General features: G+C 67.7%; 14 protein-coding genes and 1 tRNA gene. 3 read left to right on the top strand and 12 right to left on the bottom strand.

Translation table 11 applies throughout. The features are described from left to right. Nucleotides 1-54: 54 nt before the first annotated feature. The 12 genes from FB562_RS07935 to argS all read right to left on the bottom strand — a co-directional run bounded on the left by FB562_RS07935 (nucleotide 55) and on the right by argS (nucleotide 14,127). Nucleotides 55-495 (bottom strand): Cg1360 family ATP-synthase-associated protein, encoded by a 441-nt coding sequence (locus tag FB562_RS07935; RefSeq protein ID WP_141880606.1) that lies wholly within the window; start codon nucleotides 493-495, stop codon nucleotides 55-57. Next, a complete protein-coding gene (locus FB562_RS07940) occupies nucleotides 492-1,730 on the bottom strand; it encodes an MraY family glycosyltransferase (RefSeq protein WP_425459826.1) in 1,239 nt (412 codons plus the stop codon). The genes FB562_RS07935 and FB562_RS07940 overlap by 4 nt, the downstream gene beginning before the upstream one ends. A gap of 2 nt (nucleotides 1,731-1,732) precedes the next feature. Continuing rightward, entirely contained in the window at nucleotides 1,733-2,392 is a 660-nt protein-coding gene (locus tag FB562_RS07945; RefSeq protein WP_141880608.1) for an L-threonylcarbamoyladenylate synthase, read from the bottom strand. A gap of 68 nt (nucleotides 2,393-2,460) precedes the next feature. Continuing rightward, nucleotides 2,461-3,321 carry a peptide chain release factor N(5)-glutamine methyltransferase gene (prmC, locus tag FB562_RS07950; RefSeq protein ID WP_141880609.1) on the bottom strand — a complete coding sequence of 287 codons (861 nt, stop codon included), beginning with the start codon at nucleotides 3,319-3,321 and terminating at the stop codon, nucleotides 2,461-2,463. A gap of 66 nt (nucleotides 3,322-3,387) precedes the next feature. Next, nucleotides 3,388-4,467, bottom strand: a complete 1,080-nt coding sequence (gene prfA, locus FB562_RS07955) for a peptide chain release factor 1 (protein WP_141880610.1) — start codon at nucleotides 4,465-4,467, stop codon at nucleotides 3,388-3,390. A gap of 2 nt (nucleotides 4,468-4,469) precedes the next feature. After that, nucleotides 4,470-6,611, bottom strand: coding sequence for a transcription termination factor Rho (rho, locus tag FB562_RS07960; protein WP_141880611.1), 2,142 nt, complete (start codon nucleotides 6,609-6,611; stop codon nucleotides 4,470-4,472). Nucleotides 6,612-6,785: 174 nt separating this feature from the next. Beyond that, nucleotides 6,786-7,733: a homoserine kinase gene (thrB, locus tag FB562_RS07965; protein WP_141880612.1), complete on the bottom strand. Its 948-nt coding sequence runs from the start codon at nucleotides 7,731-7,733 to the stop codon at nucleotides 6,786-6,788. A gap of 2 nt (nucleotides 7,734-7,735) precedes the next feature. Continuing rightward, a complete protein-coding gene (gene thrC / locus FB562_RS07970) occupies nucleotides 7,736-8,812 on the bottom strand; it encodes a threonine synthase (protein WP_141880613.1) in 1,077 nt (358 codons plus the stop codon). A 64-nt stretch (nucleotides 8,813-8,876) separates the two neighbouring features. Beyond that, nucleotides 8,877-10,199 (bottom strand): homoserine dehydrogenase, encoded by a 1,323-nt coding sequence (locus FB562_RS07975; RefSeq protein WP_141880614.1) that lies wholly within the window; start codon nucleotides 10,197-10,199, stop codon nucleotides 8,877-8,879. Further along, on the bottom strand, nucleotides 10,196-11,626 hold the full coding sequence (gene lysA / locus FB562_RS07980) for a diaminopimelate decarboxylase (protein ID WP_141880615.1): 1,431 nt from the start codon (nucleotides 11,624-11,626) through the stop codon (nucleotides 10,196-10,198). The genes FB562_RS07975 and lysA overlap by 4 nt, the downstream gene beginning before the upstream one ends. Before the next feature lie 99 nt (nucleotides 11,627-11,725). After that, on the bottom strand, nucleotides 11,726-12,475 hold the full coding sequence (locus FB562_RS07985) for an LmeA family phospholipid-binding protein (protein WP_141880616.1): 750 nt from the start codon (nucleotides 12,473-12,475) through the stop codon (nucleotides 11,726-11,728). 2 nt (nucleotides 12,476-12,477) lie between these two features. Beyond that, a complete protein-coding gene (gene argS / locus FB562_RS07990) occupies nucleotides 12,478-14,127 on the bottom strand; it encodes an arginine--tRNA ligase (protein WP_141880617.1) in 1,650 nt (549 codons plus the stop codon). A gap of 81 nt (nucleotides 14,128-14,208) precedes the next feature. Between argS and FB562_RS07995 the strand changes: the two genes are divergently transcribed. The 3 genes from FB562_RS07995 to FB562_RS08005 all read left to right on the top strand — a co-directional run bounded on the left by FB562_RS07995 (nucleotide 14,209) and on the right by FB562_RS08005 (nucleotide 15,468). Next, a complete protein-coding gene (locus FB562_RS07995; protein ID WP_141880618.1) occupies nucleotides 14,209-14,841 on the top strand; it encodes an arginyl-tRNA synthetase in 633 nt (210 codons plus the stop codon). 94 nt (nucleotides 14,842-14,935) lie between these two features. After that, nucleotides 14,936-15,008, top strand: a tRNA-Arg gene (locus tag FB562_RS08000). 115 nt (nucleotides 15,009-15,123) lie between these two features. Then, nucleotides 15,124-15,468, top strand: a complete 345-nt coding sequence (locus tag FB562_RS08005) for a DUF6968 family protein (protein WP_141880619.1) — start codon at nucleotides 15,124-15,126, stop codon at nucleotides 15,466-15,468. The last annotated feature ends 157 nt before the right edge of the window (nucleotides 15,469-15,625 follow it).

The raw sequence follows: 15,625 nt of genomic DNA on the forward strand, positions 1-15,625 counted from the left end.
ATGGGGGGATGTTCAGAAATCACTCTATCAATAGTTGGGAGCCTGAGAGTACACTCACGGCGCCTGATCTTCGTCTTTCGGAGCATCCGGCAGCACGATGTCGCTGACATAGGGCATCCGGGACCGTGCAATGACCACGACATCCACGACGAGTGTGCCCAGGACTGCGGCCACAAGACAGAAGAACAGCACCTGCGGATGGATCCACGGCTGGTCGCGCAGCAGGAACAGCAGCGCCAGGAACACGACGAACTTGAGCAGCCAGGCGCCCATGACGATGCCGAAGAAAACCGTCAGGTCGTATCGCGAGGCGACGATGATGCTCGCCGAGGTGACGCCGAGGAACACCAGGGCGATCGCCGTGCCGATCAGGGCGCTGATGACGCCGACACCGCCCGCGACGAAATAGCCGATGACCGATCCGACGATCGCGATGACGGCGGCGAGCAGCCCTCCGAAGAGGAGGACGCGCTTGAAGACGGGGACTGAACTCATGGGGTTTCCTTAGGTGAGGGCGAGGCATCCGTCACGATGCTGTCGTCGGGGGCCGCGTCGAACTCGGATGCGGCATCCAGCGGATCGAGGCGGGCGACACCGGACGCCTCGGCTCCCCTGGCGCGCTGGGCGGAAGCCTCACCGGCCTTGCGTCGCGTCAACGGCGCAAGCGTGAACCAGGCGCTCAGCGCGAAGCCGACCGCGAGGAAGCCGACCGCCCACTCGAGCGGCACCAGCATGAACAGGAGGCAGCCGATCGACGCGACGGCCGTCCACGCGTAGAAGATGAGCACGGCGTGCAGATGCGAATGCCCCATGTCGAGCAGGCGGTGGTGCAGATGCATCCGGTCGGCCGAGAACGGAGACTTTCCGGCGCGCAGGCGCCTGATGACCGCGAGCGCGAAGTCGAGCAGCGGCACCAGAAGCACCGCGAACGGCAACAGGATGGGGATGAACGCGGGCAGCAGCTGCCTGCCGGAATCGAGCGCCCCCGGATCGACCGAGCCCGTCACCGAGATTGCCGAGGCCACCATCAGCAGCCCCACCAGGAGCGCGCCGGCATCACCCATGAAGAGCTTCGCCGGATGCCAGTTGAGTGGCAGAAAACCGAGGCAGGCACCGACAAGGACCGTCGTGATGAGGGAGGCCAGGTTGAAGTACTCCGACTCCCCCACCCCGTTCGACAGGATGTAGGTGTAGACGAAGAAGACACCGTTCGCGATGATCGCGACACCGGCCACAAGGCCGTCGAGGCCGTCGATGAAGTTCACGGCATTCATGACGAGCACCACCGCCAGAACGGTGAGGATGAGGCCCGTCGTCGAGGGGACGATCGTCACACCACCGATCGGCAGCGTCGTGAGCTGCACGCCCTGCCACACGAGCAGGCCCGCCGCGAGGATCTGCCCCGCGAGCTTCGTCACCCAGTCGAGATCCCAGATGTCATCGGCCACACCGATCAGCACGATCATCGCCGCAGCACCCAGGAGCGCGAGGACAGGACGCGGATTCACGAAGACCAGATGGAAGCGATCCAACTGTGAGGCGATGGCGAACCCCACCAGAACCCCGATGAACATGGCCACCCCGCCCAGGCGCGGCGTCGGCCGAGAATGCACGTCGCGCTCCCGGATCTTCGGGTAGAGGCGGTACCGCATGCTCAGCTTGAGGATCGCGAGGGCAAGCAGGAAGGTGACCAGTGCCGACGCCCCGCCGACGAGGATGTAGAAGATGATTCTCATGAATCGCCACCGTCACTCTCAGCGATCACCGCGAGGATGTCATCATCGGAGATGACACCGTGGCGCACGATGCGCAGCTCCCCTCCCGAGGAGAGCCCCGTCGCGTCGACGATCGTGGAGCTCGCCGTGCCGCCGGGCCCGCCATCGAGGTAGACCGTGACGCTGTCGCCGAGCATCCGCTGCGCATCCTCCGCCGTCAGGGCTGCGGGCTCCCCCGTCAGGTTGGCCGACGACACCGCGAGCGGACCCGTCTCGGCCAGCAACTCGAGCGCCACCTGATCGGCCGGCATCCGCAGGGCAACGGTGCCGGCGGTGTCACCCAGATCCCACTGAAGCGAGTCGCGGGCCGGAAGAATGACGGTCAACCCGCCCGGCCAGAACGCCTCCACGAGCGCACGGACCTGCGGCGGAACCTCCGCGGCGAGAGCATCAAGCGTCGCAAGACTCGGGATGAGAACAGGAGGCGGAGACTGCCTGCCGCGACCCTTCGCATCAAGGAGACGCTGCACGGCCACAGGATTGAAGGCATCCGCCGCAACGCCGTACACGGTGTCTGTGGGCATGACGACCAGCTCGCCACGGGCGATCGCCGCCCGCGCGAGACGCATACCGCTGAGGAGAGCGCCCGGGTCAGCGCAGTCGTGAATGGTCGCCATGTCGCGCCAATCCTACCGGGCCCCGCCTGTGGGCACGCCTCTCCTGATGCAGCCGACTGGGCACAGGGCTAGCGGATGGCGGTGGTCGCGCGGTCGCGCCCGGTGAGATCGCGGTGGCCAGCGACAGCGAGCCAGCCGTCCGCGCGCAGCAGCCCAGCGATCGCGGCAGCCTGCAGCTCGCCGTGCTCCATCACCAGGGCACCGCCGGGATGCAACAGGCGCAGGCCCACCTGCGAGACGCGACGCACAACATCCAGCCCGTCATCGCCGCCATAGAGCGCGTGGGCCGGATCGAACAGGCGGACCTCCGGGTCGCGCGGGATCGCGGCAGCCGGGATGTACGGAGGATTCGAGATGACGACATCGACAGTGCCGTCGAGCTCGGGGAAGGCATCGCCCAGATCGACGAACTCGAGCACGACATTCTCGGCGCCGCTCTCATCGACATTGCGGCGCGTCCACGGGAACGCCTCCGGCGAGTTCTCGGCTGCGAAGACCCGCGCATGCGGCACCTCCGTCGCCATCGCCAGCGCGATCGCGCCCGAACCCGAACCGAGATCGACCCCGATCGGAGCTGCAGACGGCACCGCCCGCAAGGCGTCGATCGCCAACTGCACCACCTGCTCCGTCTCCGGCCGCGGCACGAAGACACCCGGGCCCACCGCCAGCTCGAGAGCACGGAACGGGGCGCGACCCGTGATGTGCTGCAGAGGCTCGCGAGCAGCACGACGATCGACGAATGCGGCGATGGTCGCGGCATCCGAATCGTCGACCGCGCTTCCGGTGACGGACTTCGCCTGCACCTCGCCGCGACTCAACCCCAGCACGTGGCCGATGAGGAGCTCGGCGTCGACGTCAGGAGACTCGATGCCGGCGGTCGCGAGCGCGGCAGTGGCATCCGCCTTGATGCTTGCAATCGTCAGTGGCATGAGCAGTGTTTCTTGTGGGGTGGGTTTCGAGACGATCGCCCTGGACGGCGATGCCTCAACCCACAGTCAGGACTGGTCGCCGATGTCGGCGAGCCGAGCCTCCTCGTCGAACTGGATGCACGACTCGATGACGGGCCCGAGGGCACCGTCCATGACGGAGTCCAGGTTGTACGACTTGTAGCCCGTGCGATGGTCGGCGATGCGGTTCTCAGGGAAGTTGTAGGTGCGGATGCGCTCCGAGCGATCCATGGTGCGGATCTGCGTCTTGCGCGCGGCGCTGTCGAGCTCCGCCTGCTCCTCCTGCTGGCGCGCGAGGATGCGGGCACGCAGCACGCGCATGCCGGCCTCGCGGTTCTGCAGCTGGCTCTTCTCGTTCTGCATCGACACGACGATGCCCGTCGGGAGGTGGGTGATGCGCACCGCCGAGTCGGTCGTGTTCACCGACTGGCCGCCGGGGCCGCTTGAACGGTAGACGTCGATCTTGAGATCGTTCTGGCTGATCTCGACCTCCTCGGGAGCATCCACCTCGGGGAACACGAGCACGCCCGTCGTCGAGGTGTGGATGCGCCCCTGCGACTCGGTCGCCGGAACGCGCTGCACGCGGTGCACACCGCCCTCGTATTTGAGGTGCGCCCACACGCCCTGCGAAGGGTCGGAGGCGTTCGACTTGATCGCCACCTGTACGTCCTTGTAGCCGCCCAGGTCGCTCTCGGTGCGCTCGAGGAGCTCCGTCTTCCAGCCCTTCGATTCCGCATAGTGCATATACATGCGCAGGAGATCGGCGGCGAACAGGGCACTCTCGGCCCCGCCCTCGCCACCCTTGATCTCCATGATCACGTCACGCCCGTCATCCGGGTCGCGCGGGATCAGCAGCCTGCGCAGCTTCTCCTGCGCTGTCGCCAGCCCCACCTCGAGCGACGGGACCTCCTCGGCGAAGGCCTCGTCCTCCTTGGCGAGCTCGCGAGCGGCGGCCAGGTCGTCTGTGGCCTGCACCCAGTGCTCGTGCGCAGCCTTGATCTGGCTGAGCTCGGCGTACCGACGGTTGATCTTCTTGGCCCTGACCGCATCCGCGTGGACGGCGGGATCCGACAGCTGAACCTGCAGATCCTCGTGCTCGGCCAGCAGCACCGCCACTGACTCGAACACGACTAGTCCTCCTTGTTCGCCGCGGCGCCGGGGAGCGACTTCTGGATCTGCATGAGGAACTCGACGTTCGACTGCGTCTCCTTGAGCTTGCCGAGCACGATCTCGAGCGCCTGCTGCGTGTCGACACCGGCGAGGGCGCGACGCAGCTTCCAGGTGACCTTGACCTCGTCGGTGCCCATGAGCATCTCCTCGCGGCGGGTACCGGAGGCGTTCACATCGACGGCCGGGAAGATGCGCTTGTCGGCCAGCTGGCGCGACAGGCGGAGCTCCATGTTGCCGGTGCCCTTGAACTCCTCGAAGATGACCTCGTCCATCTTGGACCCGGTCTCCACGAGCGCCGTCGCGAGGATGGTCAGCGAGCCGCCATCCTCGATGTTGCGCGCTGCGCCGAAGAAACGCTTCGGCGGGTAGAGCGCCGAGGAGTCGACGCCACCCGAGAGGATGCGACCGGATGCCGGGGCAGCCAGGTTGTAGGCACGGCCCAGACGGGTGATCGAGTCGAGCAGCACGACGACGTCGTGGCCCAGCTCGACGAGACGCTTGGCACGCTCGATGGCGAGCTCCGCGACGGTCGTGTGGTCTTCGGCCGGACGGTCGAAGGTCGACGCGATGACCTCACCCTTGACGGTGCGCTGCATGTCGGTGACCTCTTCGGGGCGCTCGTCGACGAGAACGACCATGAGGTGAACCTCGGGGTTGTTCTTGGCGATCGCGTTCGCGATGGCCTGCAGCACGAGGGTCTTGCCCGCCTTGGGGGGCGAGACGATGAGGCCGCGCTGACCCTTGCCGATCGGCGACACGAGGTCGATGATGCGGGTCGTGAGCTTCTGCGGCTCCGTCTCGAGGCGCAGGCGCTCCGAGGGGTACAGGGGGGTCAGCTTGCCGAACTCGACGCGCTCCCCCGCCTGCTCGATGGGCAACCCGTTGATGGAGTCGATCTTGACGATCGCGTTGTACTTCTGGCGACCGCCCTGGTTGTCGTTGTCGCGCGGCTGGCGAATGGCGCCGACGACGGCGTCACCCTTGCGCAGGTTGTACTTCTTGACCTGGCCGAGCGAGACATAGACGTCGTTGTTGCCGGGCAGGTAGCCGGTGGTGCGCACGAAGGCGTAGTTGTCGAGGACATCGAGGATGCCCGCGACGGGGATGAGGACGTCATCCTCGGTGATCTCCGGCTCGAACTCGTCTCCGCCGGGCCCGCGGCGCTTGCGGTCACGGTAGCGTCCGCGGCCTCCACGCTCTCCGTCAAGGTCCTGCTGGCGACGCTGCTGGTTGCCGCGACCACCGTCGGACTGGTTGCCGTCTGACTGGCCACCGTCCTGCTGGCTCTGCTGGTTGCCACCCTGCTGCTGACCCTGCTGGCTGCCGCCCTGCTGGTTGCCGCCCTGGCCGTCGTTGTTCTTCTGGCCGCGGCCCCGGTTGCGGCTGCGGCTGCGCTGGGGGCGCTCCGAGCCGTCGCCGTTGTCGTTGTTGTCTGCGTTGTCGCCGTTGTTGTCGCTGCCACCGTTGTCGGCGGAGGACTGCTCGCCCTCGACGGCCGGCTTCTGCGCGTTGCGCGCGCCACCTCGGCCGGAGCGCTGGGGCTTCTCGGCTGCGGCATCGGCGTCGACGCCTGCTGCGGCATCCGTTGCCTTCTCCGCCGGGGCTGCGGCTGAGCTCGCGTCGACACCCGACTCGCCACCGTTGGCGTGCTCGGCTGCGGCCTTGGGTGCCGTGCGACGACGCGAGGGCGCCTTCGCTGCGGGTGCCTCGGCCTCAGCGGCGGGTGCGGCCGTCTCGGTGGTTGCCGCTGCTGCGGGCGCGGCGACCGGTGCTGCTGCGGGCGCGGCGACCGGTGCTGCGGCGGGTGCCTCGGCCTCGGTCGTCGTGATCACGCCGCCGCTGGCGGTGGCACGGCGAGATGCGCGCTTGCGCGGCGCTGCCGGCGCCTCTGAGCTGCTCGGCTCTGCGGCGGCCTGCTCGGCCGGCGCGCTGGTGTTGCTGTTCTGCGTCTCGTTGATTGCGTCCACGAGTGCTCCTTTACGAAGTTTCGATGCGCCGCTGATGCCCAGCTCGGCCGCCAGAGCCTGAAGCTCAGGAAGGCGCAGCTTGGACAGCTCGGCATGTGAGTCCGGGCCTGCGGCGCGGATGATGGGATCAGTCACTAAGAGGATTCCTTTCCCCTACCGGGCGCGTATCGGGAATGACATGGCGAGGACCCGGTGGAGAGCTAGTCGCATCTCACACGCCGGTGCCGGTGCCGAGGCACTGGCTGAGCGGGTGACGGAGCGAGGCTAGAGATTGCGCAACCCGTGGACCTGACTGACAGTCAGGCCTGCCTAGGCCGAAGCCTCTGCCGGGTGCAAAATCACTGTAGCACCTTTGAAGTCGACGGCCAGCATGAGGCTCTGCCACGGCGTGCCCTCATGCGCCGCCACGATCTCGGCGGCGGCAAGCCTCTGCGCGGGGTCGCTGCACAGCACAAGGATGGACGGCCCTGCACCCGAGACGACGGCCGCGAGACCCTGCGCCCGAAGCTCCTCCACGAGAGAGGTCGTGTCGGGCATGGCGCTCGCACGGTAGTTCTGATGCAGCCTGTCCTCCGTCGCCGCGAGCAGCAGCTCAGGGCTCTGGATGAGGGCCGCGATCAGGAGCGCCGAGCGCGAGACGTTGAAGATCGCATCCTCGTGCGGAACGGACTCGGGGCGCAGGCTGCGCGCCAACGCCGTCGACATGGTCGCCTCGGGGACGCACACCAGCGGGGTGACGCCACGGTGCACGATCAGCTTTTTGTGCTGCGGGCCGGACTCGCTCGTCCAGGCGATCGTGAGCCCGCCGAACAGCGCGGGAGCCACATTGTCGGGGTGCCCCTCCATATCGGTGGCGATCGAGAGCAGCGCATGCGAGTCGAGCTCCACGATGCCCTCGAGGAGGCCCTTCGCCGCCATCACTCCGGCGACGATCGCGGCACCGGATGACCCCATGCCGCGGCCGTGCGGGATGCGGTTGTTCGCCAGCAGGAACAACCCGGGCAGCTCCACGCCGTAGCGATCGAAGGTGAACGCGATCGCCTGCACCACCAGATTGCTCGCGTCCGTCGGCACCTCGCCGGCGCCGACGCCGGTGACCGTCACGGTCGCACCCGGTTCGTGGCGCGTCGTCACCTCAAGCTCGTCATACAACGACAACGCGAGCCCCAGAGTGTCGAAGCCCGGCCCGAGATTGGCGGATGTCGCCGGGACCTTGACGGAGACCGACCTTCCGATCGGAACGGCAGCCGCAGCCATCCTCAGGCTTTCGACAAGCCGAGGACCTCGGCGACCTCGGCGGTGTCGACAGCGACGACAGTGGGCTTCACGTCGGAGCCGTCAGCCGTGCGAAGCGCCCACTGCGGGTCCTTCAGTCCGTGGCCTGTGACCGTGAGAACGACCGTGGATCCCTTCGGAATCTCACCCGCATCCGACCGCTCGAGAAGGCCGGCGACACTGATCGCCGATGCGGGCTCGACGAAGATGCCGACCTCGGCCGAGAGGATGCGGTGCGCCTCGAGGATGAGCTTGTCGGAGATCGCGCCGAAGTAGCCGTTGCTGGTCTCGTGGGCGGCGATCGCCAGCTCCCATGATGCGGGGTTGCCGATACGGATCGCGCTGGCGATCGTGTCGGGATCCTTCACCACATGACCCAGGACGATCGGGGCGCTGCCCTCGGCCTGGAATCCGAACATCCGCGGCAGCTTGGTCGTGATGCCGCGCTCGAGCTCCTCGCTGTAACCGCGGAAGTAGGCCGTGTAGTTGCCGGCGTTGCCGACAGGGATGAGATGGAAGTCCGGCGCATCCTCGAGCACCTCCACGACCTCGAACGCCGCAGTCTTCTGACCCTCGATGCGGTCGTTGTTGACCGAGTTGACCAGATGCACCGGGTAGTTCGCCGCGAGATCGCGCGCGATGTCGAGGCAGTCGTCGAAGTTGCCCTGGATCTGCAACAGCTGCGCGTTGTGGGCGATCGCCTGCGCGAGCTTGCCCATCGCGATCTTGCCCTCAGGCACCAGCACCGCCGCCGTGATGCCGGCATGCGTGGCGTAGGCCGCAGCCGACGCCGAGGTGTTGCCGGTCGAGGCACAGATGACAGCCTTCGCGCCGGCCTCGACAGCCTTGCTGACGGCCATCGTCATCCCGCGGTCCTTGAAGGAACCGGTCGGGTTCATACCCTCGAACTTCACCCAGACCTTCGCACCCGTGCGCGCAGAGAGCGCAGGGGCGGGGATGAGCGGCGTGCCGCCCTCGCCCAGGGTCACGATGGGCGTCGCATCCGAGATGTCGAGGCGGTCTGCGTACTCGCGGAGGACTCCGCGCCATTGATTGGCCATGATGAACCTTCTACCCCGGGCTTTCTGGTCGGGCTTTCTCGTGTGGGCTTGCTGTTGTGGGCTTCTAGTCCGAGCCCTCGACGCGGAGGACGGAGGTGACGGACCTGACGACGTCGTTGCCGCCCAGTGCGGCGACGGTCGCGGCCAGATCGGCCTCCGACGCCTCATGGGTTCCAATGACAAGGGTAGCGGTGGCGGGGCCACCATCTGCGCCCACCGAGCTCACCGACTGCGACACCGTCTCGACGGAGACGCCGTGCTCGGCGAAGACGGCGGCGATCGTCGCGAGAACGCCGGGCCGATCGCCGACGAGCAGCGAGATCTGGTAGCGGGTCGTGACGCTCGAGATGGGCAGAACAGGAAGATCGGCGTGATTCGACTCGGCGATGCCGGGGCCGCCGATGACATGCCGGCGAGCGGCGGAGACGAGATCGCCGAGCACGGCGGAGGCCGTCTCGATGCCGCCGGCTCCCGCACCGTAGAACATGAGATCGCCGGCCGCCTCCGCCTCGACGAAGACGGCGTTCTTGGCGCCGCGGACAGCCGCGAGCGGATGTGTTCTCGGGACCAGCGCGGGGTAGACGCGAGCGCTCACGCCCTCGGTGCCCGACGCATCCGTCAGCCTCTCGCAGATGGCGAGCAGCTTGATGACGAAGCCCGCAGCCCGTGCCGATGCGACCTGCTCCGCCGTGACCGAGGTGATGCCCTCGCGGTGAACAGAGTCGATCGGAACCGTCGTGTGGAAGGCCAGGCTCGCCAGGATGGCCGCCTTCTGCGCGGCGTCGAAGCCCTCGATGTCGCCCGTCGGATCCGCCTCGGCGTAACCGAGCTCCGTGGCCGTCGCGAGAGCCGTCTCGAGCCCCTCGCCGTCGGTGTCCATGCGATCGAGGATGAAGTTGGTTGTGCCGTTGACGATGCCCATGATGCGGGTCACCTGGTCGCCGGCGAGGCTGTCACGCAGCGGGCGGATGATCGGAATCGCCCCCGCGACGGCCGCCTCGTAGAACAGCTGCGCACCCACCTGCTCAGCTGCCGCGAACAGCTCGGGGCCGTGGGTCGCGATGAGCGCCTTGTTGGCGGTCACCACGTCGGCGCCCGAGTTCAGCGCCTGCAGGATGTAGGTGCGTGCCGGCTCGATGCCGCCGATCAGCTCGATGACGACATCCGCTCCGACGATGAGCGCCTCGGCATCCGTCGTGAGAAGCTCGCGCGGGATGTCCGCAGTGCGGGGCGCGTCGACGTCGCGCACGGCGACGCCCACCAGTTCGAGGCCCGCGCCCGCCCTCTGGGCGAGCTCATCGCCGTGCTTCTGCAGCAGGGCGACGACCTGCGCGCCGACGGAGCCGGCCCCCAGGAGGGCGACTCGGAGATTGCGGTACTCGATCATTGCTTTCCGTTCTGTGCTTCGGTTCCGACCTCGGGCATCCGGGGCGCGAGCCCCATGTCCCGTGCGAGGAGGTCGGACTCGGTTTCGCCGCGCACGATGACGCGGGCCTCCCCATCGCGCACGGCGACGACCGCCGGACGCGCGAGATAGTTGTAGTTGCTCGACAGCGACCAGCAGTACGCGCCCGTCGCCGGAACCGCCACCAGATCGCCCGGCTCGACATCGCCCGGCAGATAGTCGGCCCGAACGACGATGTCGCCGCTCTCGCAGTGCTTGCCCGCCACACGCACAAGAGCCGGATCGGCGTCGGATGCCCGGCTCGCGATACGCACCGAATAGTCGGCCTCGTAGAGGGCCGGCCGGGCGTTGTCGCTCATGCCGCCGTCGACGCTGACGTAGCGGCGCACGGCCGCGCCGTCGACAAGGACATCCTTGATCGTGCCGACCTCGTACAGCGTCACCGTCGAGGGGCCCACGATCGCGCGGCCGGGCTCGACCGCCACCACGGGAACGGGCACGCCGAGGCGCTGAGCCTCCGCCGCGACGATGCCGGCGAGGGCCGCCGCGATGCGCTCGATCGGAAGCGCGCGGTCTGCGCTCGTGTAGGCGATACCGAAGCCTCCGCCCAGATTCAGCTCCGGAACAGGGCCGCCGGCCAGCAGCTCGGCGTGCAGCTCCATGAGCCGACGGGCGGCCTCCGCGAAGCCCTCCGTCTCGAAGATCTGAGACCCGATGTGGCTGTGCAGCCCCAGAAACTCCAGCTCGGGCCGGGAGCGGATGATCGCGACAGTCGCCGCCGCATCCGCCAGAGCGATGCCGAACTTCTGATCCTCGCGCGCCGTCGCCAAGTACTCGTGCGTGTGGGCGTGCACCCCGCTGTTGACCCGCAGACGCACCGGCTGCCGCCTGCCATGCCGTGCCGCGGCATCCGCGACCCTGCCGATCTCGACGATGCTGTCGATGATGATGACGCCGACCGACTCGCGCACAGCGCGGTCGATCTCGGCGAGAGACTTGTTGTTGCCGTGCAGACCGATGCGCTCGGGGGCGACGCCAGCCGCAAGCGCGAGCGCGAGCTCACCGCCGCTGGCCACATCGATCGACAGACCCTCCTCGGTCACCCAGCGGGCCACCTCCGCCGACAGGAACGCCTTGCCCGCGTAATAGACCTTCGCGCTGCCACCAACGCCCGCGAACTCACGATCGAAAGCCTCGCGCGCCTCACGGGCGCGACCCCGGACATCCGCCTCATCCATCACATAGAGAGGAGTGCCGTAGCGGGCCGCAAGCTCCGTCGCGGACACCCCGGCCAACTCGATGACGCCATCGCCGCCACGAACGGCACCGCGCGGCCACACGCCGTCGATGAGCCCATTGGCGTCGAGCGGATGCGCGAGCCAGTCAGGGGCGAGCGGGTTGACGGTCAAGGATGCCTCACGGTGGGGGTCGGGAACGGGGACTGCCTGAGGCGTGCGGCCCGCAGAGGTTCAGAGCCACGCGGCCCGGCCATGCCTGCAGCGATTCTATTACGCGGCCGGAGCCCCGCCATCGGCAGGGGCCTCCGCCGGGGTGTCCGCAGGGGCCTCAGTGCCGGGAGCCACCTCGTCGCAACTGCCGCGGGTCATCAACTGGTCGAGATCGACCGGAACACCCGTGCCGACCGCCTCGAAGCGGAGCACACCACCCTCAGGCTCAACCTTGGTGAGACGGATGCTCTCAGGAAGAAGACTCGCCGTGCACACCTTCGCACCCACGGTCGCCAGATCGACGAACTGGGTCAGATCGATGTCGACCGCCTCCGCAGCGGAGACGCCCGTCGCCGTCAACACCAGATAGCCGCCATCAAGCGACGGGTCGAGGTCGATCGTGTACGGCACGGCAACGCCGAGCACATCCACCTTCCCCTCCACGGTGATACCCGAGCCGACGAGCCGCATCTGACCGGCGAAGCCGCCCTCCGAGGCGAGCTGCGTGAGCGCCCCCTCGCTCATCGTGAACGACAACCCCACATCATCGAAACTGCCCGACAAGAGCTGCTGGAAGAAGGAGAAGCCACCGATCGACACCTGAACGTCACCGCTGCCGGCCGGCAGACGGGACGCCACCTGGTCGCGGGCGCGCGCCTGCGTGAAATCGCGCGCCGCCATGTCCAGAATGACGACAGCGCCACCCAGGAGCAGCAGCGTGACCACCAGACCGGCGACGATCTTGACCACCTTCCGGCCCACGCCGGGACCCGAAGCCGTGTAGTCGTCGTAGCTCGGCCGCCGCACCATGCCTACATCCTCTCGGGGGCGGAGACACCGAGCAGGTCGAGCGCATTACGCAGCACCTGCCCGCTCGCATCGTTCAGCCACAGACGGGTGCGGTGGACATCCGCGATCTCCTCATCACCCAGCGGGGTGACACGGCAGTTGTCGTACCAACGGTGGAAGGCGCCCGCCAGCTCCTCCGCATAGCGCGCGACCCTGTGCGGCTCGCGCAGCTCGGCCGACTGGCGCACGATGCGCGGGAACTCCGCAAGAACGCCGAGCAGCACGCTCTCCGTCTCGTGATCGAGCAGACCCGCATCGAAGACGCTGCGGTCCACCCCCGAAGCGGCAGCATTCTTCGCCACCTGGTGCGTGCGCGCGTGGGCGTACTGCACATAGAAGACAGGGTTGTCGTTGGTGCGACGCTGCAGCACCTCAGGGTCGAGCGTGAGCGGGGAATCAGCCGGATAGCGACCCAGCGAATAGCGGAGAGCATCCGTGCCCAACCACGCCTGCAGATCGTCGAGCTCGATGATGTTGCCCGCGCGCTTCGACAGCTTCGCGCCGTTGATGGAGACCAGCTGGCCGATCAGAACCTCGACATCACGCTCGGGGTCGTCGCCCGCCGCACCCGCAATCGCCTTGATGCGGTGCACATAACCGTGGTGGTCGGCACCGAGCAGATAGATCTTGTGGTCGAAACCGCGATCGGTCTTGCTCAGGTAGTAGGCGGCATCGGCGGCGAAATACGTGTAGACGCCGTTGCCGCGCCTGATCACCCGATCCTTGTCGTCGCCGAAATCGGTCGTGCGAACCCAGATGGCGTCATCCTCATCGAAGACGTGCCCCTGCTCGCGCAGACGCTCGACAGCCGTGTCGATCGCGCTCGGATCGCCGGCGTGCAGCTCACGCTCCGAGAACCACACATCGAACTCGACGTTGAAGCGGGCGAGAGACTCCCTGACCTCAGCCAACTGCTGCTCGTAGCCGAGCTCACGCGCCGCCGCCAGCGCCGCATCGTCATCAAGCTGAAGAAGCCGGGGCTCACGCTCGAGAACCACCTTCGCCAGGTCGGCGATGTACAGCCCCGGGTAGCCGCCCTCCGGCATCGGCTCGCCCTTAGCCGCCGCCAGGATGCTGGCCCCGAACTTGTCCATCTGGCTGCCGGCGTCGTTGATGTAGAACTCATTGGCGACCTGCGCCCCCGCAGCCCGCAACACACGACCGATGGAATCGCCGAGCGCCGCCCACCGGGTGTGCCCGATGTGAAGAGGCCCCGTCGGGTTCGCCGAGACGAACTCCAGATTGATGACCTGCCCCCGAAGGGCCTCGCTGCGGCCGTAGCTCTCGCCCTGCTCCACGATCGACCGGGCAAGCTCGCCCGCGGCAGCCGCATCCAGCGTCACATTGATGAAGCCCGGGCCCGCGACATCGACGGATGCGACACCATCAAGCGCCGAAATACCCTCAGCCAGCTCCGTGGCCAGCTCGCGCGGGTTCACGCCGAGCGGCTTCGCCAACTTCATCGCGATATTGGAGGCCCAATCGCCATGCTCACGGTTCTTCGGCCGCTCCAGCCGCACATCATCAGGACCGAGCGACACCTCTCCCCCGCGGCGGGCGACCACAGCGGTCACGATGTCGAGGATGCGCAAAGAGAGTTCAGCAGGAGTCACAGGGGGAATTCTACCGGGCCGCATCAGCCGAACCGCCCGCGCCTGCCGGGCGCGCGCCGGCGGCCGGGGCATGATGGAGAGGTGCGAACACTGACACCACCACAGCCCAGCCATCTGCTCCGTGTGGGCGCCGCGACGGCGCTCGCCCTCGCATCCGTCATGTTCTTCACCGGATGCGCGCCAGAAGACACGCAGCCGGGCCCGTCGACGAGCGCAACACCCGGATCCTCCGCCACGCCCGGCCCGAGCGGCTCTGCAGCGCCCGATGACGACACAACCGAGCCGAGCAGCTCGGCGAAACCCGGCGAACCGGCCACCCCCGTCGGCATCAGTTGCGACGCCCTGATCAGCGCGGACGACATCTACAACTACAACCCCAACTACAGCCTCGTGAACGGCTTCTCGCCGGCCGCGAACAGCGCAGCATCCAAGGCCGTCGCCGCGAAGGGCGTGGCCTGCGGCTACGTCAACCAGACCAGCGGCACGACCATCGTGGTCGCCGTCGCAACCCCGGGCGCCGACGCGCTCGCCGCCATCGAGAAGGAGCTCTCCTCCGCCACGCCCGTGTCGGGCTTCGGAGTGAAGGGCTGGTTCAGCGGCGGCACCGTGCAGATCATCAGCGGCACCCACTGGCTCAGCGTCTCGTCGCCCGAATTCGTCGAAGCGGCGGATGCCCGGGGTCTCGTCGAGCCCGCGCTGAAGCATCTCGGCTGAGCCGCTCCGTCGGGGGCGCGACCGGCGGGAGGCGCTCCGCGCTGCTGCTAATCTATTGAGGCACCCCGGGCCTCCACGCCCGGGGTGCACATCCGCCCTCGTAGCTCAGGGGATAGAGCGCCGGTTTCCGGTACCGAAGGTCGGGGGTTCGAATCCCTCCGAGGGCACCTAATGAGTCTTGCTCATGCTTTTTCTCGGCTTGCTTCTGCCGCGTCTCGCTAGGCTCGGTTGTCGCGGAAGCACGACCCCGAAGCATCCGGACGCCCGAAAAGGAGCCCGCCCGTGACCCAGGACCTCGGAACCATCATCGCCCGCCGAACGCTCGAACGCGACGGCGAAGAACTCACCGTGCTGATCGGCCTCCCCGTGCCCTTCGAAGAGGGTCTGCCTGACCACTTCTGCCCTGTGCGCCTCGAAGACTCCGAAGGGCGCGAGCTGTGGGCGACCAGAGCCGGCGGCATCGACTCCGTTCAGGCTCTCGTGCTGGCGCTCAGCGTCATCGGAGATCGCCTCGCCGCGGACGGCCCCGGCCTCACCTTTCTCGAGCGCGCCGAACTCGGCTTCCCACTCACCGACCTCAGCGACCCGGCCGTCTGGAGTGCGCACATCAGCTATCCGCTCGTGTGAGCGCTGAGCCTTGGGTACCCAGCCCCCGCGAGAGTACGCAAATTGCACGATTCCGGCGCGAAAACGTGCAATACGTGCAGTCTCGGCGAAGAGGGCGGCCAATCCCGTGGGAGGTGCGAGGTCGAGGGCTGCGGATGCTCCGCGAGAGTACGCAAAT

The sequence above is a fragment of the Homoserinimonas aerilata genome (genome assembly GCF_006716125.1).
GTDB classification, from domain to species: Bacteria; Actinomycetota; Actinomycetes; order Actinomycetales; family Microbacteriaceae; genus Homoserinimonas; species Homoserinimonas aerilata.

What these genes read in the sequence shown, in the direction of transcription:
- prmC (WP_141880609.1), bottom strand. Translation starts at nt 3,321, where the DNA reads ATGCCACTGACGATTGCAAGCATCAAGGCGGATGCCACTGCCGCGCTC.
- thrB (WP_141880612.1), bottom strand. Translation starts at nt 7,733, where the DNA reads ATGGCTGCGGCTGCCGTTCCGATCGGAAGGTCGGTCTCCGTCAAGGTC.
- FB562_RS07975 (WP_141880614.1), bottom strand. Translation starts at nt 10,199, where the DNA reads ATGATCGAGTACCGCAATCTCCGAGTCGCCCTCCTGGGGGCCGGCTCC.
- FB562_RS07945 (WP_141880608.1), bottom strand. Translation starts at nt 2,392, where the DNA reads ATGGCGACCATTCACGACTGCGCTGACCCGGGCGCTCTCCTCAGCGGT.
- thrC (WP_141880613.1), bottom strand. Translation starts at nt 8,812, where the DNA reads ATGGCCAATCAATGGCGCGGAGTCCTCCGCGAGTACGCAGACCGCCTC.
- FB562_RS07985 (WP_141880616.1), bottom strand. Translation starts at nt 12,475, where the DNA reads ATGGTGCGGCGGCCGAGCTACGACGACTACACGGCTTCGGGTCCCGGC.
- FB562_RS07935 (WP_141880606.1), bottom strand. Translation starts at nt 495, where the DNA reads ATGAGTTCAGTCCCCGTCTTCAAGCGCGTCCTCCTCTTCGGAGGGCTG.